General features: G+C 69.5%; 16 protein-coding genes. 15 read left to right on the forward strand and 1 reads right to left on the reverse strand.

The genetic code is table 11. The features are described 5' to 3' along the window. Positions 1–132: 132 nt before the first annotated feature. Together rpmE and prfA are read left to right on the forward strand one after the other, a co-directional pair. Positions 133–348, forward strand: a complete 216-nt coding sequence (gene rpmE / locus AB0M43_RS24930; RefSeq protein ID WP_197007320.1) for a 50S ribosomal protein L31 — start codon at positions 133–135, stop codon at positions 346–348. A gap of 99 nt (positions 349–447) precedes the next feature. Beyond that, a complete protein-coding gene (gene prfA, locus AB0M43_RS24935; protein ID WP_363728172.1) occupies positions 448–1,533 on the forward strand; it encodes a peptide chain release factor 1 in 1,086 nt (361 codons plus the stop codon). A gap of 3 nt (positions 1,534–1,536) precedes the next feature. On the opposite strand, the gene AB0M43_RS24940 is transcribed toward prfA, so the two are convergent. Continuing rightward, positions 1,537–3,066, reverse strand: a complete 1,530-nt coding sequence (locus AB0M43_RS24940; protein ID WP_363728173.1) for a GGDEF domain-containing protein — start codon at positions 3,064–3,066, stop codon at positions 1,537–1,539. Positions 3,067–3,138: 72 nt separating this feature from the next. On the opposite strand from AB0M43_RS24940, the gene prmC reads away from it, so the two are divergent. The 13 genes from prmC (at position 3,139) to atpD (ending at position 13,269) form a co-directional block, all read left to right on the forward strand. Further along, a complete protein-coding gene (gene prmC / locus AB0M43_RS24945; RefSeq protein ID WP_363728174.1) occupies positions 3,139–3,957 on the forward strand; it encodes a peptide chain release factor N(5)-glutamine methyltransferase in 819 nt (272 codons plus the stop codon). Between the two features lie 44 nt (positions 3,958–4,001). Beyond that, positions 4,002–4,649: an L-threonylcarbamoyladenylate synthase gene (locus AB0M43_RS24950; protein ID WP_363728175.1), complete on the forward strand. Its 648-nt coding sequence runs from the start codon at positions 4,002–4,004 to the stop codon at positions 4,647–4,649. Beyond that, complete coding sequence (locus AB0M43_RS24955) at positions 4,649–5,296, forward strand: L-threonylcarbamoyladenylate synthase (RefSeq protein ID WP_363728559.1); 648 nt, start codon at positions 4,649–4,651, stop codon at positions 5,294–5,296. Before AB0M43_RS24950 ends, AB0M43_RS24955 begins: the two co-directional genes overlap by 1 nt. Further along, positions 5,293–5,877, forward strand: a complete 585-nt coding sequence (locus AB0M43_RS24960) for a phosphotyrosine protein phosphatase (RefSeq protein WP_363728176.1) — start codon at positions 5,293–5,295, stop codon at positions 5,875–5,877. The genes AB0M43_RS24955 and AB0M43_RS24960 overlap by 4 nt, the downstream gene beginning before the upstream one ends. 10 nt (positions 5,878–5,887) lie before the next feature. After that, positions 5,888–6,304 carry a hypothetical protein gene (locus AB0M43_RS24965; RefSeq protein WP_363728177.1) on the forward strand — a complete coding sequence of 139 codons (417 nt, stop codon included), beginning with the start codon at positions 5,888–5,890 and terminating at the stop codon, positions 6,302–6,304. A gap of 132 nt (positions 6,305–6,436) precedes the next feature. Next, positions 6,437–6,661, forward strand: coding sequence for a hypothetical protein (locus tag AB0M43_RS24970; protein WP_363728178.1), 225 nt, complete (start codon positions 6,437–6,439; stop codon positions 6,659–6,661). A 32-nt stretch (positions 6,662–6,693) separates the two neighbouring features. Next, a complete protein-coding gene (gene atpB, locus AB0M43_RS24975; RefSeq protein ID WP_363728179.1) occupies positions 6,694–7,476 on the forward strand; it encodes a F0F1 ATP synthase subunit A in 783 nt (260 codons plus the stop codon). A gap of 69 nt (positions 7,477–7,545) precedes the next feature. Next, positions 7,546–7,779 (forward strand): ATP synthase F0 subunit C, encoded by a 234-nt coding sequence (gene atpE, locus AB0M43_RS24980; RefSeq protein ID WP_363728180.1) that lies wholly within the window; start codon positions 7,546–7,548, stop codon positions 7,777–7,779. Between the two features lie 30 nt (positions 7,780–7,809). Beyond that, complete coding sequence (locus AB0M43_RS24985; protein WP_363728181.1) at positions 7,810–8,349, forward strand: F0F1 ATP synthase subunit B; 540 nt, start codon at positions 7,810–7,812, stop codon at positions 8,347–8,349. After that, entirely contained in the window at positions 8,349–9,173 is an 825-nt protein-coding gene (locus AB0M43_RS24990) for a F0F1 ATP synthase subunit delta (RefSeq protein ID WP_363728182.1), read from the forward strand. Before AB0M43_RS24985 ends, AB0M43_RS24990 begins: the two co-directional genes overlap by 1 nt. Before the next feature lie 74 nt (positions 9,174–9,247). Further along, complete coding sequence (gene atpA, locus AB0M43_RS24995) at positions 9,248–10,897, forward strand: F0F1 ATP synthase subunit alpha (protein WP_363728183.1); 1,650 nt, start codon at positions 9,248–9,250, stop codon at positions 10,895–10,897. A 9-nt stretch (positions 10,898–10,906) separates the two neighbouring features. Then, entirely contained in the window at positions 10,907–11,845 is a 939-nt protein-coding gene (locus tag AB0M43_RS25000; protein ID WP_363728184.1) for a F0F1 ATP synthase subunit gamma, read from the forward strand. Beyond that, complete coding sequence (atpD, locus tag AB0M43_RS25005; RefSeq protein WP_363728185.1) at positions 11,845–13,269, forward strand: F0F1 ATP synthase subunit beta; 1,425 nt, start codon at positions 11,845–11,847, stop codon at positions 13,267–13,269. Before AB0M43_RS25000 ends, atpD begins: the two co-directional genes overlap by 1 nt. Positions 13,270–13,349: the final 80 nt, after the last annotated feature.

Here is a 13,349-nt window from a genome sequence, read left to right on the forward strand (position 1 = left end):
GCGAGTGCATTAGGCCACCCCTCGGGGCGTGGAATACGCGCGCCGTGGCAGACTGTTACACCGACCAGGTACCGGTTCCCGCCTTGCGAACCCGCGAGACGACCCGGCGACCACGTTGAGAGGACCCGCGCTATGCGTAAGGACATTCACCCGGAGTACGTCGCGACCGAGGTCGTGTGCTCCTGTGGCAGCACCTTCTCCACCCGCAGCACCGTCAAGGGCGGCTCGCTGCACGTCGAGACGTGCTCGGCCTGCCACCCGTTCTACACCGGCAAGCAGCGGATCCTCGACACCGGTGGTCGGATCGCGAAGTTCCAGAAGAAGTACGCGAAGACCGCCGCCAAGTAGCTTCACCGACGCCGCCCATCCCGTGTATTCGGGGTGGGCGGCGTTCTCTTATCCCCCGATGTCGGAAAAGTCCCGCCCCAGCCGTCACAGGAGTCACGCATGAGCACGGACAGGCTTTCCTCGCTGCTCGCCGAGCACGCCGACCTGGAAAAGCAGCTCTCCGACCCGGCGATCCACGCCGACCAGGCCCTCGCGCGCCGCGTCGGCCGCCGGTACGCGGAGCTCAACGGCATCGCCGCCGCCGCCAAGGAACTGGAGCAGGTCCGCGAGGACCTCCAGGCCGCGAGCGAGCTGGCCGGCGAGGACGAGGCGTTCGCGCTCGAGGCCGCCGAGCTGGCCGAGCGGATCCCGGGGATCGAGGAGAAGCTGTCCGAGCTGCTCCTGCCGCGCGACCCGAACGACGCCAAGGACGTGATCATCGAGATCAAGGGCGGCGAGGGCGGCGAGGAGGCGGCCCTGTTCGCCGGGGACCTGCTGCGGATGTACCTGAGGTACGCGGAGAAGCACGGCTGGGTCGCGGAGGTCATCGACGCCGAGAACACCGACCTGGGCGGCTTCAAGGACGTCTCCGTGGCCGTGAAGACCAAGGGCGTGCCCGAGGACGGCCGGGGCGTGTGGTCCCGGCTGAAGTACGAGGGCGGCGTGCACCGGGTGCAGCGGGTGCCGGCGACCGAGTCGCAGGGCCGGATCCACACCAGCGCGGCCGGCGTCCTGGTCCTCCCGGAGGCCGAGGAGGTGGACATCGAGATCAACCAGGGCGACCTGCGGATCGACGTGTACCGGTCCGGTGGCCCCGGCGGCCAGTCCGTCAACACCACCGACTCGGCGGTGCGGATCACGCACATCCCGACCGGGGTGGTCGTGAGCTGCCAGAACGAGAAGTCCCAGCTCCAGAACAAGGAGTCGGCGATGCGGGTGCTGCGCGCCCGGCTGCTGCTGCACGCGCAGGAGCAGGCCAACGCGGAGGCGTCCGACGTGCGCAAGTCGCAGGTCCGCACGATGGACCGCTCCGAGCGGATCCGGACCTACAACTACCCGCAGAACCGGATCTCCGACCACCGGATCGGCTTCACGGCGTACAACCTCGACCTGGTCCTCAACGGGGAGCTCGACGGGGTGCTGGACGCGCTGTCGACGGCCGACCGGGAGGCGCGGATCGCGGGCGAGGAGTTCGGCCGCAAGTAGCGGCTACGCCGAGTGTCGCAGCCACTCCCTGGCTGCGACACCCTCGGCCGGCTTCTCCTTGGCCCGCAGCATCGCCACGTCCGCGCTGGTGAACGCCGAGGCGACGGTGTCCACCCCGTTCGTCTCCGACCAGCCGATGGTCACGCCGACCGGCGTCCCGGGCACCAGCGCGTCCCAGTCCTCGGCGGTGATCGCGGCGGCCACCCGGGCGGCGATCTCGTGCGCCTCGGCGATCTGGGTCTCGGGCAGCACCAGCACGAACTCGTCGCCGCCGTACCGGGCCACGAAGTCCCCGCGCCGGATCACCTTGTGCAGGATCCCGGCGATCCGCTGGAGCACGGCGTCGCCCGCGAGGTGCCCGTGGTTGGTGTTGATGGCCTTGAACTTGTCGAGGTCCACGACGCCGAGGATGGCCGGCTGGCCGCGCTGGGCCATGGTCGTGACGTAGTGCTCCAGGTGCCGGCGGTTCGGCAGGCCGGTGAGCGGGTCGGTGAGCGCCTGCCCGTGGTACTGGGCGACGGTGCGGCGCAGGTCCGCGTGGTCCAGCCAGGCGGCGACCCCGTCGACGAACAGGTCGCGGATCTTGTCGTGGTGCGAGGAGGCGAGCCGGAAGGCGTGCCGGTCCTCCCGGTACGCGGCGGCCGGGTCGTTGGCCCGCAGGTGGGCCAGGGCGCGCAGCCGACGGGGCTCGGCGGGGCCGAGGGTGTCGGGGGAGACCTCCAGGGTGCCGAGCCGGACGAGGGCCTCGATGGGCCGGCCGTCGGCGATGGTCAGGCAGACGTCGCCGAGGTGACGCAGCTCACGTGAGCGGACGCTGTCGCCGACGTGCCGGAGCAGCCGGGCGGCGTCCACCTCGATGGGTTCGCCGAGGGCGGCGAGCCGGGCCGCCGCGTACCCGAAGTTGCCCTGGATGGTGGGGCGCAGCCGGGGGACGGCGCCGGACTCCACGTACCGCCACAGCTCCGCGTACACGTCGCGCAGGACGCGCAGGCAGCCGTCGGTGTCCCCGGTGTGGTCGAGCGCCACGGCGAGCCGCAGCCGCACCCTGGGCGTGGCCAGCTCCTCCTCGGGCACGCCGACCTCGGCGCCGACCTCGCGGGAGCGTTCGATGGCGCCGAGGGCGTGGCCGTGGAAGCCGATGTAGGAGTACGCCATGGCGAGGTTGTGCCAGCCGAGGGCGGTGTCGACGTTGGCGGGCGCGACCGAGGACAGGGCGCGGGCGCTGCGCACGAGGTGCGTGACGCAGTTGTCGAGGGAGCCCTGCACGTGGGCGACTATCGCGGCGATGGCGTGGGCGCGGCCGTACAGCGTGGGGTCGTACCAGTCCTTGAGGGCGGCGAACACCGCGTCGACCGCCTGGGCGCACTCGACGGTCCGGCCGAGATTCACCAGAGCTGACAGGCGGAGCACCAGGGCGCTGGCCCGCTCCTCGGGGTCGAGGGTGCTGTTGGCGAGGCGTTCCGCGAGGGTCGAGGCCTCGGCGGACCGGTTCGCGCGCAGCAGTCTGCGGATGCGCTCGATGGTGGAGGCCACGCTATACCCCCCTTCCGGTCCGGCTCTTGGGGCTGCAGTGATGATTATGGGGTGTACGGAGCGGGTAAGGACATGCCCAGACGGCTGATCGCGGAAGCGACTTCACGTCTGAAGGCTGCCGGGGTGCCGTCAGCCAGGGTGGATGCGGAGCTACTTGCGGCTTATGTACTGGATGTCCCGAGGGGCAGACTGGTACTCGTCGACGAGTTCCCTCCCTCGTTGGTCGCGCGTTTCGAGGAACTGGTCGCCCGGCGGGCCGAGCGGATACCGCTCCAGCATCTCACCGGCCTGGCGGACTTCGCCGGGCTGGAGCTCGCGGTCGGGCCCGGCGTCTTCGTGCCGCGCCCCGAGACCGAGCTGCTGGTCGAGTGGGGACTGTCCAAGGTCCGGACGGGGATCGCCGTGGACCTGTGTTCGGGGTCCGGGGCCATCGCGTGCGCCATTGCACGGACGGTCCCTGTCGTCTACGCCGTGGAGCGTGACCCCGACGCGTTGCCGTGGCTCCACCGCAACACCCAAAATACATCGGTCACGGTGGTACCGGGTGACGCGACCGATCCGTCCACCCTGGCCGAACTGGACGGCACAGTGGACCTTCTGCTGACGAATCCGCCGTATGTGCCCACCACAGAGGCCCTGCCGCCCGAGGTGATCGACCACGATCCGGCCGTCGCCCTGTTCGGCGGAGCGGACGGACTGTCGGTCATCCGTCCGCTGTTGGTGCGCGCGGCGCGTCTGCTGCGTCCCGGCGGATGGTTTGGAATGGAACACGACGACCAGCACGGCGAGTCGGTACCGGAGCTGATGCGGGCCTCGGGCGACTGGGAAGAGATCACGGCGCACCGCGACCTGGCCGGCCGGCCGCGCTTCGCGACGGGCAGGCGGGCATGACACACGGCGGGGCGGACGCCACCGGGGCACACGGGGAGACGGGTATGACGGGGACGACGGACGCGGGCCGGCACCGGGCGGACGACGACGGGCCGCCGCACGCCGAGGCGGTCGGGGCGCTGCTGCGCGGCGAACTCGTGGTCATGCCGACGGACACGGTCTACGGCCTGGCCGCCGACCCCTTCGACAAGGCCGCCGTCGACCGGCTGCTGACCGCGAAGGGCAGGGGCCGGGAGAAGCCCTCCGGGGTGCTGATCGGCACCTGGGACCAGCTCGACCTGGTCGTCGCCCCGCTCGCCCCGGTCGCCCGGGCGCTGGCGGAGCACTTCTGGCCCGGCGCGCTGTCCCTGGTCGTCCCGCAGGCCGAGGACCTCGGCTGGGACCTCGGCGAGACCGGCGGCACGGTCATGGTCCGGATGCCCGCCGACCCGGTGGCCCGCGAACTGCTCACCCTCGCCGGCCCCCTGGCCGTGTCCAGCGCCAACCTGCACGGCGAGCCCGCCGCGACCACGGCGGAGGAGGCCCGGCGCCAGCTCGGGACCCGGGCGGCGGTCTACGTCGACAGCGGCCCGGCGGCCATCGGCACCCCCTCGACCATCGTCCGCTGCGTCGGTGACTCCTACGAGGTGCTGAGACTCGGGGCCGTGACCGTGGAGGAGATCGCGGCCGTCGTGCGAGACTTGCGCACGTGATGCTCTACGACTGCGCCAAGCTGGCCGAGCGGGACCGTGGACTGACGGCGGCCGTCGAGGCGGTGAAGCGCGGCGACCTCGTCGTCTTCCCCACCGACACGGTCTACGGGCTGGGCTGCGACGCCTTCAAGTCCTGGTCCGTCGGCACCCTGCTGCGCGCCAAGGGCCGGGGCCGCGACGTGCCGCCCCCGGTGATGGTCGGCTCCCGGCAGATGCTCGACGGCCTGGTCTACGGCCTGCCGTCCTCCGCCCGGGACCTGGTCGAGGCGTTCTGGCCCGGCCCGCTGACGATCCTCGTCGAGCACGCGCCCAGCCTGGACTGGGACCTCGGCGACACCGACGGCGTGATCCAGGTCCGGATGCCGCTGCACCCGGTGGCCCTGGAGCTGCTCCGCGAGACCGGTCCGATGGCCGTGTCCAGCGCGAACAAGCCGTCCGACCCGGCCGCGGTGACCGCCGACGAGGCGCGCACCCAGTTCGGCTACGAGGTCAGCGTGTACCTGGAGTCGGGCGTCGCCCCCGAGCAGCTCACCTCCACGATCATCGACTGCACCAGCACGACGCCGCGGATCCTGCGGGTCGGCGCGCTGTCGCTGGACCAGCTCCGCGAGGTGGCCCCCGACCTGGCGGACGAAGAGCGGGAATGACCCCCTTCTCGGTACTCCACGTGTGCGTCGGCAACATCTGCCGCTCCCCGATGGCCGAACGGCTGCTCCTGCTGGCCCTCGGCCCGCACGCCGGCCTGGTCTACAGCCACAGCGCCGGCACCGGCGGCTGGCACCGGGGCGAGCCGATGAACCCGCCCGCCGCCCGCCAGGTGCTGGCCCGGGGCGCGGACACCGACGGCTTCGGGGCCCGGCAGCTCACCGTCGGGCACGTCGAGGGCTCCGACCTGGTGCTGACGGCGACTGTCGAGCAGTACGACCACGTGCTGAACCTCAGCCCGACCGCCGCGAACCGGACATTCGTCCTCGGACAGTTCGGCCGGCTGCTCGCGGGGCGCGCGGGGGACCTTCCGGACTTCACCGGGGACGCGGAGTCGCTGTACACCAGGGGAGTGGCGCTCGTCACCGCCGTGGACGCGCTGCGCGGGACCTCCCGGCCGGTACCCGCCGACGATCTCGCCGACCCCTACGGCCTGGACGACCGCACCTACGCCCGCACCGCCGATGAGATCGAGTCCACGCTCCGGCCGCTGGCCGGGGCCCTCCTCGGAGGCTCCGCGTAGAATCGCCGGCATGATTACCCGTGCCGCGCTGTCCCGGCGCCTCCGGCATCTGCCGACCGCCCTCGCAGCCAGCGGCGCGGCCCTCGCCGTCGCCGCCCTCGCCGGCCTGGTCTTCCAGGGCCCCGTCGGCGCGGCCGGCGCCGCCGCCGGCGTGGGCCTGGTCAGCGTCGGCTACGTGCTGTCGCACCTGGTCATCGCCTGGACGGACGCGGTGAACCGCAAGATGCTGCTGCCCGTCGGGCTCACGGTCTACTCGGTGAAGTTCATCCTCCTGGGTATCTGGCTGGCGGCGTTGAAGGACACACATTGGGCGGGGCTCAACGCCATGGCGTTCAGCATGGTCGGCGCGGTCATCGTGTGGACCACCGCGCAGGCCGTCTGGACGTGGAAGGCCCGCATCCCGTACGTCGAAATCGAACCGAGTTAGTAGACTGTTCGTGTTTACGCAACCCGCATGAGCCCGCGGTGTGAGCGGGGTTACGGTGGGATTCTGCGTACCGGCAGTTCGCCGGGGGTCGATGTCACTCATCCGACCCTCGGCTGATATCGTCTGCGCGTCATGACCGACAACCCAGAGCCGCCGAAGCGTCCCAGCTCAGCTGATGGCGCGAACGTCGGCTGGGCCGCCGTCGGGTACCTGATCTCCGGAATCGGGATCTGGGGCTTCCTCGGCTGGATCGTCGATCGCTGGCTGGATGTGCCCAAGCACTTCGGCATGATGATCGGCATGTTGATCGGTATGGCCGGGGCGATCTACCTGGTCGTCAAGAAGCTTGGCGCGTAAGCGCTTCTGTCCCGACAACGAAGGATGGTGCGGTGAGCGTCTCGATCCTCGCCAAGGAAGATCTTCCGTGGCCGCCGAAGGTCGAAGACTTCTACCTCGACCCGCTCGTGGGCACCGACCCGTGGGTCACGAAGTTCACGATCATGATGTGGATCGCGGTCGCGGGCCTGATCGTGCTGTTCGCTGTCGCACTGCGTAAGCCGAAGGTCGTCCCCACCAAGGGCCAGTGGATCGCCGAGTCCGTGATGGACTTCGTCCGCGGTGGCATCGGCCGGGAGATCATCGGCTCGAAGGGCGACCGGTTCGTGCCGTACCTGACGGTGCTGTTCTGCTTCATCGTCTTCATGAACCTGTTCGGCATCATCCCGCTGGCGCAGATCTCGCCGATGACCCACATCGCGTTCCCGGTGGTCCTCGCGATCATCTCGTACGTCATGTACATCTTCGTCGGCATCCAGGCGCAGGGCCCGGGCAAGTTCTTCAAGAACCACCTGATCCTGCCCGCGCCGTGGTACCTGCAGCCGCTGCTGATCCCGATCGAGTTCTTCCAGAACTTCATCGTCCGGCCGGTCACGCTCTCGGTGCGTCTGTTCGCGAACATGTTCGCCGGCCACCTGATCCTGCTGGTGTTCACACTCGGCGGCTTCATGCTGATCAACGCCGGCACCGCCTTCACCTACGGCGTGTCCGTCGTCTCCTTCGCGATGGCCATCGCGATGACGCTGTTCGAGTTCTTCGTCGCGCTGCTGCAGGCGTACGTGTTCGTCCTGCTGACCGGCACCTGGCTCCAGGGCGCCCTCGCCGACGAGCACTAGGACTCAGCTAGACCCCCGTTAGCTGTTTCGCGTGAGAGTCACGCGAGATACTCCAGGAGGAATACCGAAATGACGCTTGCCGAACTCACCGGTGACATCAGCTCGATCGGCTACGGCCTCGCTGCCATCGGCCCCGGTATCGGTGTAGGCATCGTGTTCGCCGCCTACATCCAGGCGACGGCCCGTCAGCCCGAGTCCGCTGGCCTGACCCGCGCCTACCTGTTCATGGGCTTCGCGCTCTCCGAGGCGCTGGCGCTGTTCGGCCTCGCGCTCGCGTTCGTCTTCTCGAACCCGCCGGCCTAACAACCGCTCCGCAAGGGAACGGGAGTTTCCATGTTTCTCGCTGAATCCGCGCACAACCCGCTGATCCCGATCTGGCAAGAGATCGTCATCGGTTCCATCGGTTTCGCGCTGCTCTGCTTTGTGCTGATGAAGTTCGTCTTCCCCAAGATGAACCAGGCGTACGAGGCCCGGGTCGAGGCGATCGAAGGCGGCATCAAGCGCGCCGAGGTCGCCCAGGCGGAGGCCAACGGCCTGCTCGAGCAGTACCGTCAGCAGCTCGCCGAGGCTCGGACCGAGGCCGCGAGCATTCGCGACGAGGCCCGCGCCGACGCCGGTTCGATCAAGGACGACATCCTCGCCGCGGCGCAGGAGGAGCGCGACCGGATCATCACGGTCGGGCGCGAGCAGCTCGCCGCTGACCGCCAGTCGCTCCTGCACGAGCTGCGGGGCGAGCTGGGCACGCTGTCCGTCGAGCTGGCCAGCCGCATCGTCGGTGAGTCCCTCGCGGACGAGGCCCGCAAGAAGGGCACCGTCGACCGGTTCCTGACCGAGCTGGAGAACAGCGACGCGACTCCGGCCGGGCGGCGCTGATGCAGGCCGCCAGCCGGGAGTCGTACGCGACCGCCCGCGCCCAGCTCGACAGCTACGTCCCCTCCGCCTCGGCGGAGGACGTGGCCGCGAACGCTGGTGACGTGCTCGGGGTCGCCGCGCTGCTCGGCCGTGAGCCGGGCCTGCGCCGGGCCCTGTCCGACGCCAACCGGACCGGCACCGAGCGCTCCGGGCTGCTGAACCAGATCCTCGCCGGCAAGGTCGGCGCGGGTGCGACGACGCTGCTCGGGGCACTCGTCTCCGGCCTCTGGTCGCGGCCGACCGACCTGGTCAACGCGACGGAGCGCCTCGGCGCCGAGACGCTGCTGGCCAGCGCCGAGAAGTCCGGGCAGCTGGCCGACGTCGAGGACGAGCTGTTCCGGCTCGGCCAGGTCGTCGCCGGTGACTCGCGGCTCGCCGCGGCCGTCGGGGACACCACCGCAGAGCTGTCCCGCCGGGTCCAGCTCGTCAGCGACCTGCTGGCGGGCCGGGCGACGTCGGTGACGGCCCGCCTCGCGGAACTGGCCGTGGCCGGGTTCGAGGGTCGGAACTTCGACGGTTCGGTGACCAGGCTCGTCGAGCTGGCCGCCGAGCGGCGGAACCGGTCCGTGGCGTACGTCACGGTCGCCGTCCCCCTGACCGACGAGCAGGAGCGGCGCCTCGTCGCCGAGCTGGCCCGCCGGTACGGCCGGGAGATCACCGCCAAGGTGACCGTCGATCCGGAGATCCTGGGTGGCATCAGCGTGCGGGTCGGTCACGACCTGTACGACGGCACCATCCTCCGGCGGCTCGCCGAGACCCGCAACGCCCTCGCTGGGCGCAACTAAGCGACCTTCACGCCTAGCGTCTGGGCCGTTGAACGCCGAGTCGCTAACGACCCGATGAATAGAGGAACCTGAAGATGGCCGAGCTGACCATCTCGTCGGAGGAGATCCGGGGCGCTCTGGAGCGCTACGTCTCCTCCTACAAGCCGGAGATCTCCCGCGAGGAGGTCGGCACCGTCGCCGAGGCTGGCGACGGCATCGCCCGCGTCGCCGGTCTCCCGTCGACCATGGCCAACGAGCTCCTCGAGTTCGCGAACGGCTCCCTGGGCCTCGCGCTGAACCTCGACGTGCGCGAGATCGGCACCGTTATCCTCGGTAACGCTGAGGGCATCGAGGAGGGGCAGCCGGTCAAGCGCACCGGCCGCGTCCTCTCGGTCCCCGTCGGTGACGCGTTCCTCGGCCGGGTCGTCGACCCGCTGGGCAACCCGATCGACGGACTCGGCGACATCGAGGCCGAGGGCTACCGCGAGCTGGAGCTGCAGGCTCCGACCGTCATGCAGCGGCAGTCCGTCAAGGAGCCGATGCAGACCGGCATCAAGGCGATCGACGCCATGATCCCGATCGGCCGGGGCCAGCGCCAGCTCATCATCGGCGACCGCAAGACCGGTAAGACCACGGTCGCGCTCGACACGATCATGAACCAGCGCGCCAACTGGCTGACCAACGACCCGAAGCAGCAGGTCCGCTGCGTCTACGTCGCCACCGGCCAGAAGGCCTCCACGATCGCCTCCATCAAGGGCGCGCTCGAGGCGGCCGGGGCCATGGAGTACACGACGATCGTGGCCTCCCCGGCGTCGGACTCGGCGGGCTTCAAGTACCTGTCGCCGTACACCGGCTCGGCCATCGGCCAGCACTGGATGTACGCCGGCAAGCACGTCCTCATCGTGTTCGACGACCTGTCGAAGCAGGCTGAGGCGTACCGCTCGGTGTCCCTGCTCCTCCGCCGCCCGCCGGGCCGTGAGGCGTACCCGGGTGACGTCTTCTACCTGCACTCGCGTCTGCTCGAGCGGTGCGCGAAGCTGTCCGACGAGCTCGGCGGCGGTTCGATGACCGGTCTGCCGATCATCGAGACCAAGGGCAACGACATCTCGGCGTACATCCCGACCAACGTGATCTCGATCACCGACGGTCAGATCTTCCTCGAGCAGGACCTGTTCAACCAGGGCGTCCGCCCCGCCATCAACGTCGGTACCTCGGTGTCCCGCGTCGGTGGTTCGGCCCAGGTGAAGGCCATCCGTGGCGTCTCCGGCCGACTGCGCGTCGACCTCGCCCAGTTCCGTGAGCTGGAGGCCTTCTCGGCCTTCGCCTCCGACCTGGACAAGGCGTCCCGCGCGCTGCTGGACAAGGGCGTCCGCCTGGTCGAGCTGCTCAAGCAGGGCGTCGGTCAGCCGGTCGCCGTCGAGGAGCAGGTCGTCTCGATCTGGTCGGGTACGACGAACAAGCTCGACGACATCTCGGTCTCCGAGGTCCGTCGGTTCGAGACCGAGTTCATCCAGTACCTGCGGCACTCGCACAAGGACCTCCTGAGCGGCATCGCCACCACGAAGCTGCTGTCCGACGACGCCGTCGCGGAGCTGGAGAAGGCCATCGAGCGCTTCAAGCAGATGTTCCTCGCCGCCGACGACGCCATCACGCCGAACGCGGCTGCGGAGGCCCAGGCGGCGCTGGAGAACGAGCTCAGCGAGTCCGTCACGCGCTACACGGCCGCCCCGGTCGAGAAGAAGTAGGGCTGCGCGATGGCTGCCAATGTCGGTGCTCTGAATCGCCGGATCCGTTCGGTCAAGGCGACGAAGAAGATCACCAAGGCGCAGGAGCTCGTCGCCACCAGCCGGATCGCCAAGGCGCAGGCCCGGGTGGCGGCTTCGCTGCCGTACGCCCGGTCCATCACCGGGGTGCTGACCGCGCTGGCCACCAACACCAGCAACATCGACAACCCCCTGCTGACCCCGCGGCCGCGGGTTCGGCGGGCGGGGGTGCTCGTCGTCACGAGTGACCGTGGTCTGTGCGGTGGCTACAACGCCAACGCGATCCGGACCGCGGAGCAGCTGATGACGAAGCTCCGGTCGGAGGGCAAGGAGCCGGTGCTGTACGTGACGGGCCGCAAGGGCCTCGCGTACTACAAGTTCCGCAACCGCCCGGTGAACGCGAGCTGGTCCGGTTTCTCCGAGCAGCCCACGTTCGCCGACGCCCGCGAGATCGGGGTGACGCTGATCCAGGCGTTCACCCACGGCGCGGACGACGGCGACGACCACGCGGGCAGCGACGGCGTGCTGGGTGTCGACGAGTTGCACATCGTCTACACGCAGTTCAAGTCGCTCATGACCCAGGTTCCGGAGGCCAAGATCATTGGCCCGATGGAGGTCCAGGAGAAGCCGCGCGACGCGGAGGCCGAGCTGCTGCCGGCGTACGAGTTCGAGCCGGAGGCGGAGGTGCTTCTGGACGCTTTGCTGCCGAAGTACATCAACACCCGGATCTACGCGGCGCTGCTCGACGCGGCGGCGAGCGAGTCGGCGGCCCGGCGGAAGGCCTGCAAGGCCGCCACGGACAACGCCGATGACATGGTCCAGAACCTGACGCGGATCCGTAACTCCGCGCGACAGGCTGCGATCACCCAGGAGATCAGTGAGATCGTCGGCGGCGCCAACGCGCTAGCGGCGGCAGGGAGTGAAGTGTGATGACCACTGCTGTAGAGAGCAAGACCGGCCTCGGCCGCGTTGTCCGGGTCATCGGCCCGGTCGTCGACGCCGAGTTCCCGCGCAACGAGATGCCGGAGATCTTCAACGCTCTGCACATCGACGTGGAGCTGGCCGGCGGCAAGAAGACCCTGACCCTCGAGGTCGCCCTGCACCTGGGTGACGGCATGGTCCGGGCCATCTCGATGCAGCCGACCGATGGTCTGGTCCGGGGCGCCGAGGTGCGCGACACGGGCTCGATGATCTCGGTGCCCGTCGGCGACGTCACCAAGGGCAAGGTCTTCAACGCCATCGGCGAGTGCATGAACCAGCCCGAGGCCGAGTTCGGCGAGCGTTGGGGCATCCACCGCAAGGCCCCGGCCTTCAAGGACCTCGAGCCGAAGACCGAGATGCTGGAGACCGGCATCAAGGTGCTCGACCTGCTCGCCCCGTACGTCAAGGGTGGCAAGATCGGCCTGTTCGGTGGTGCCGGTGTCGGCAAGACCGTTCTGATCCAGGAGATGATCGTCCGGGTCGCCAACAACTTCGGTGGCACCTCGGTGTTCGCCGGTGTCGGCGAGCGCACCCGTGAGGGTAACGACCTGATCGCCGAGATGACCGAGTCCGAGGTCATCGACAAGACCGCCCTGGTCTTCGGCCAGATGGACGAGCCGCCGGGTACCCGTCTGCGGGTGGCCCTGTCGGCTCTGACGATGGCCGAGTACTTCCGGGACGTCGCGAACCAGGAGGTGCTGCTCTTCATCGACAACATCTTCCGGTTCACCCAGGCGGGTTCCGAGGTCTCGACCCTGCTGGGCCGGATGCCGTCGGCCGTGGGTTACCAGCCCACCCTGGCGGACGAGATGGGCGAGCTCCAGGAGCGGATCACCTCCGTCCGGGGCAAGGCCATCACGTCGATGCAGGCGATCTACGTGCCCGCCGACGACTACACCGACCCCGCTCCGGCGACCGCGTTCACGCACCTGGACGCGACCACCAACCTCGAGCGGTCGATCTCCGACAAGGGCATCTACCCGGCCGTGGACCCGCTGGCGTCCTCGTCGCGGATCCTCGCCCCGGAGATCGTCGGCGCCGAGCACTACGCGGTGGCGGCCGAGGTCAAGCAGATCCTCCAGCGGTACAAGGACCTGCAGGACATCATCGCCATCCTCGGTATGGACGAGCTGTCCGAAGAGGACAAGATCGTGGTCGGTCGCGCCCGTCGGATCGAGCGCTTCCTGTCGCAGAACACCTTCGTCGCCAAGCAGTTCACCGGCGTCGACGGGTCCTACGTCCCGATCAAGGAGACGGTCGACGCGTTCAAGCGGATCGCCGCTGGCGAGTTCGACCACTTCCCGGAGCAGGCGTTCTTCATGTGCGGTGGCCTCGAGGACCTCGAGCGCAACGCCGCTGAGCTGATGAAGTAACTGTTTCACCCGAGAAGGGCCCGGCCGCCGTTGGTGGTCGGGCCCTTTTTCGACGGGTACGCGACGGGGCGGCCCCGCCC

The sequence above is a fragment of the Longispora sp. NPDC051575 genome, from assembly GCF_040681875.1.
Lineage (GTDB): Bacteria > Actinomycetota > Actinomycetes > Mycobacteriales > Micromonosporaceae > Longispora.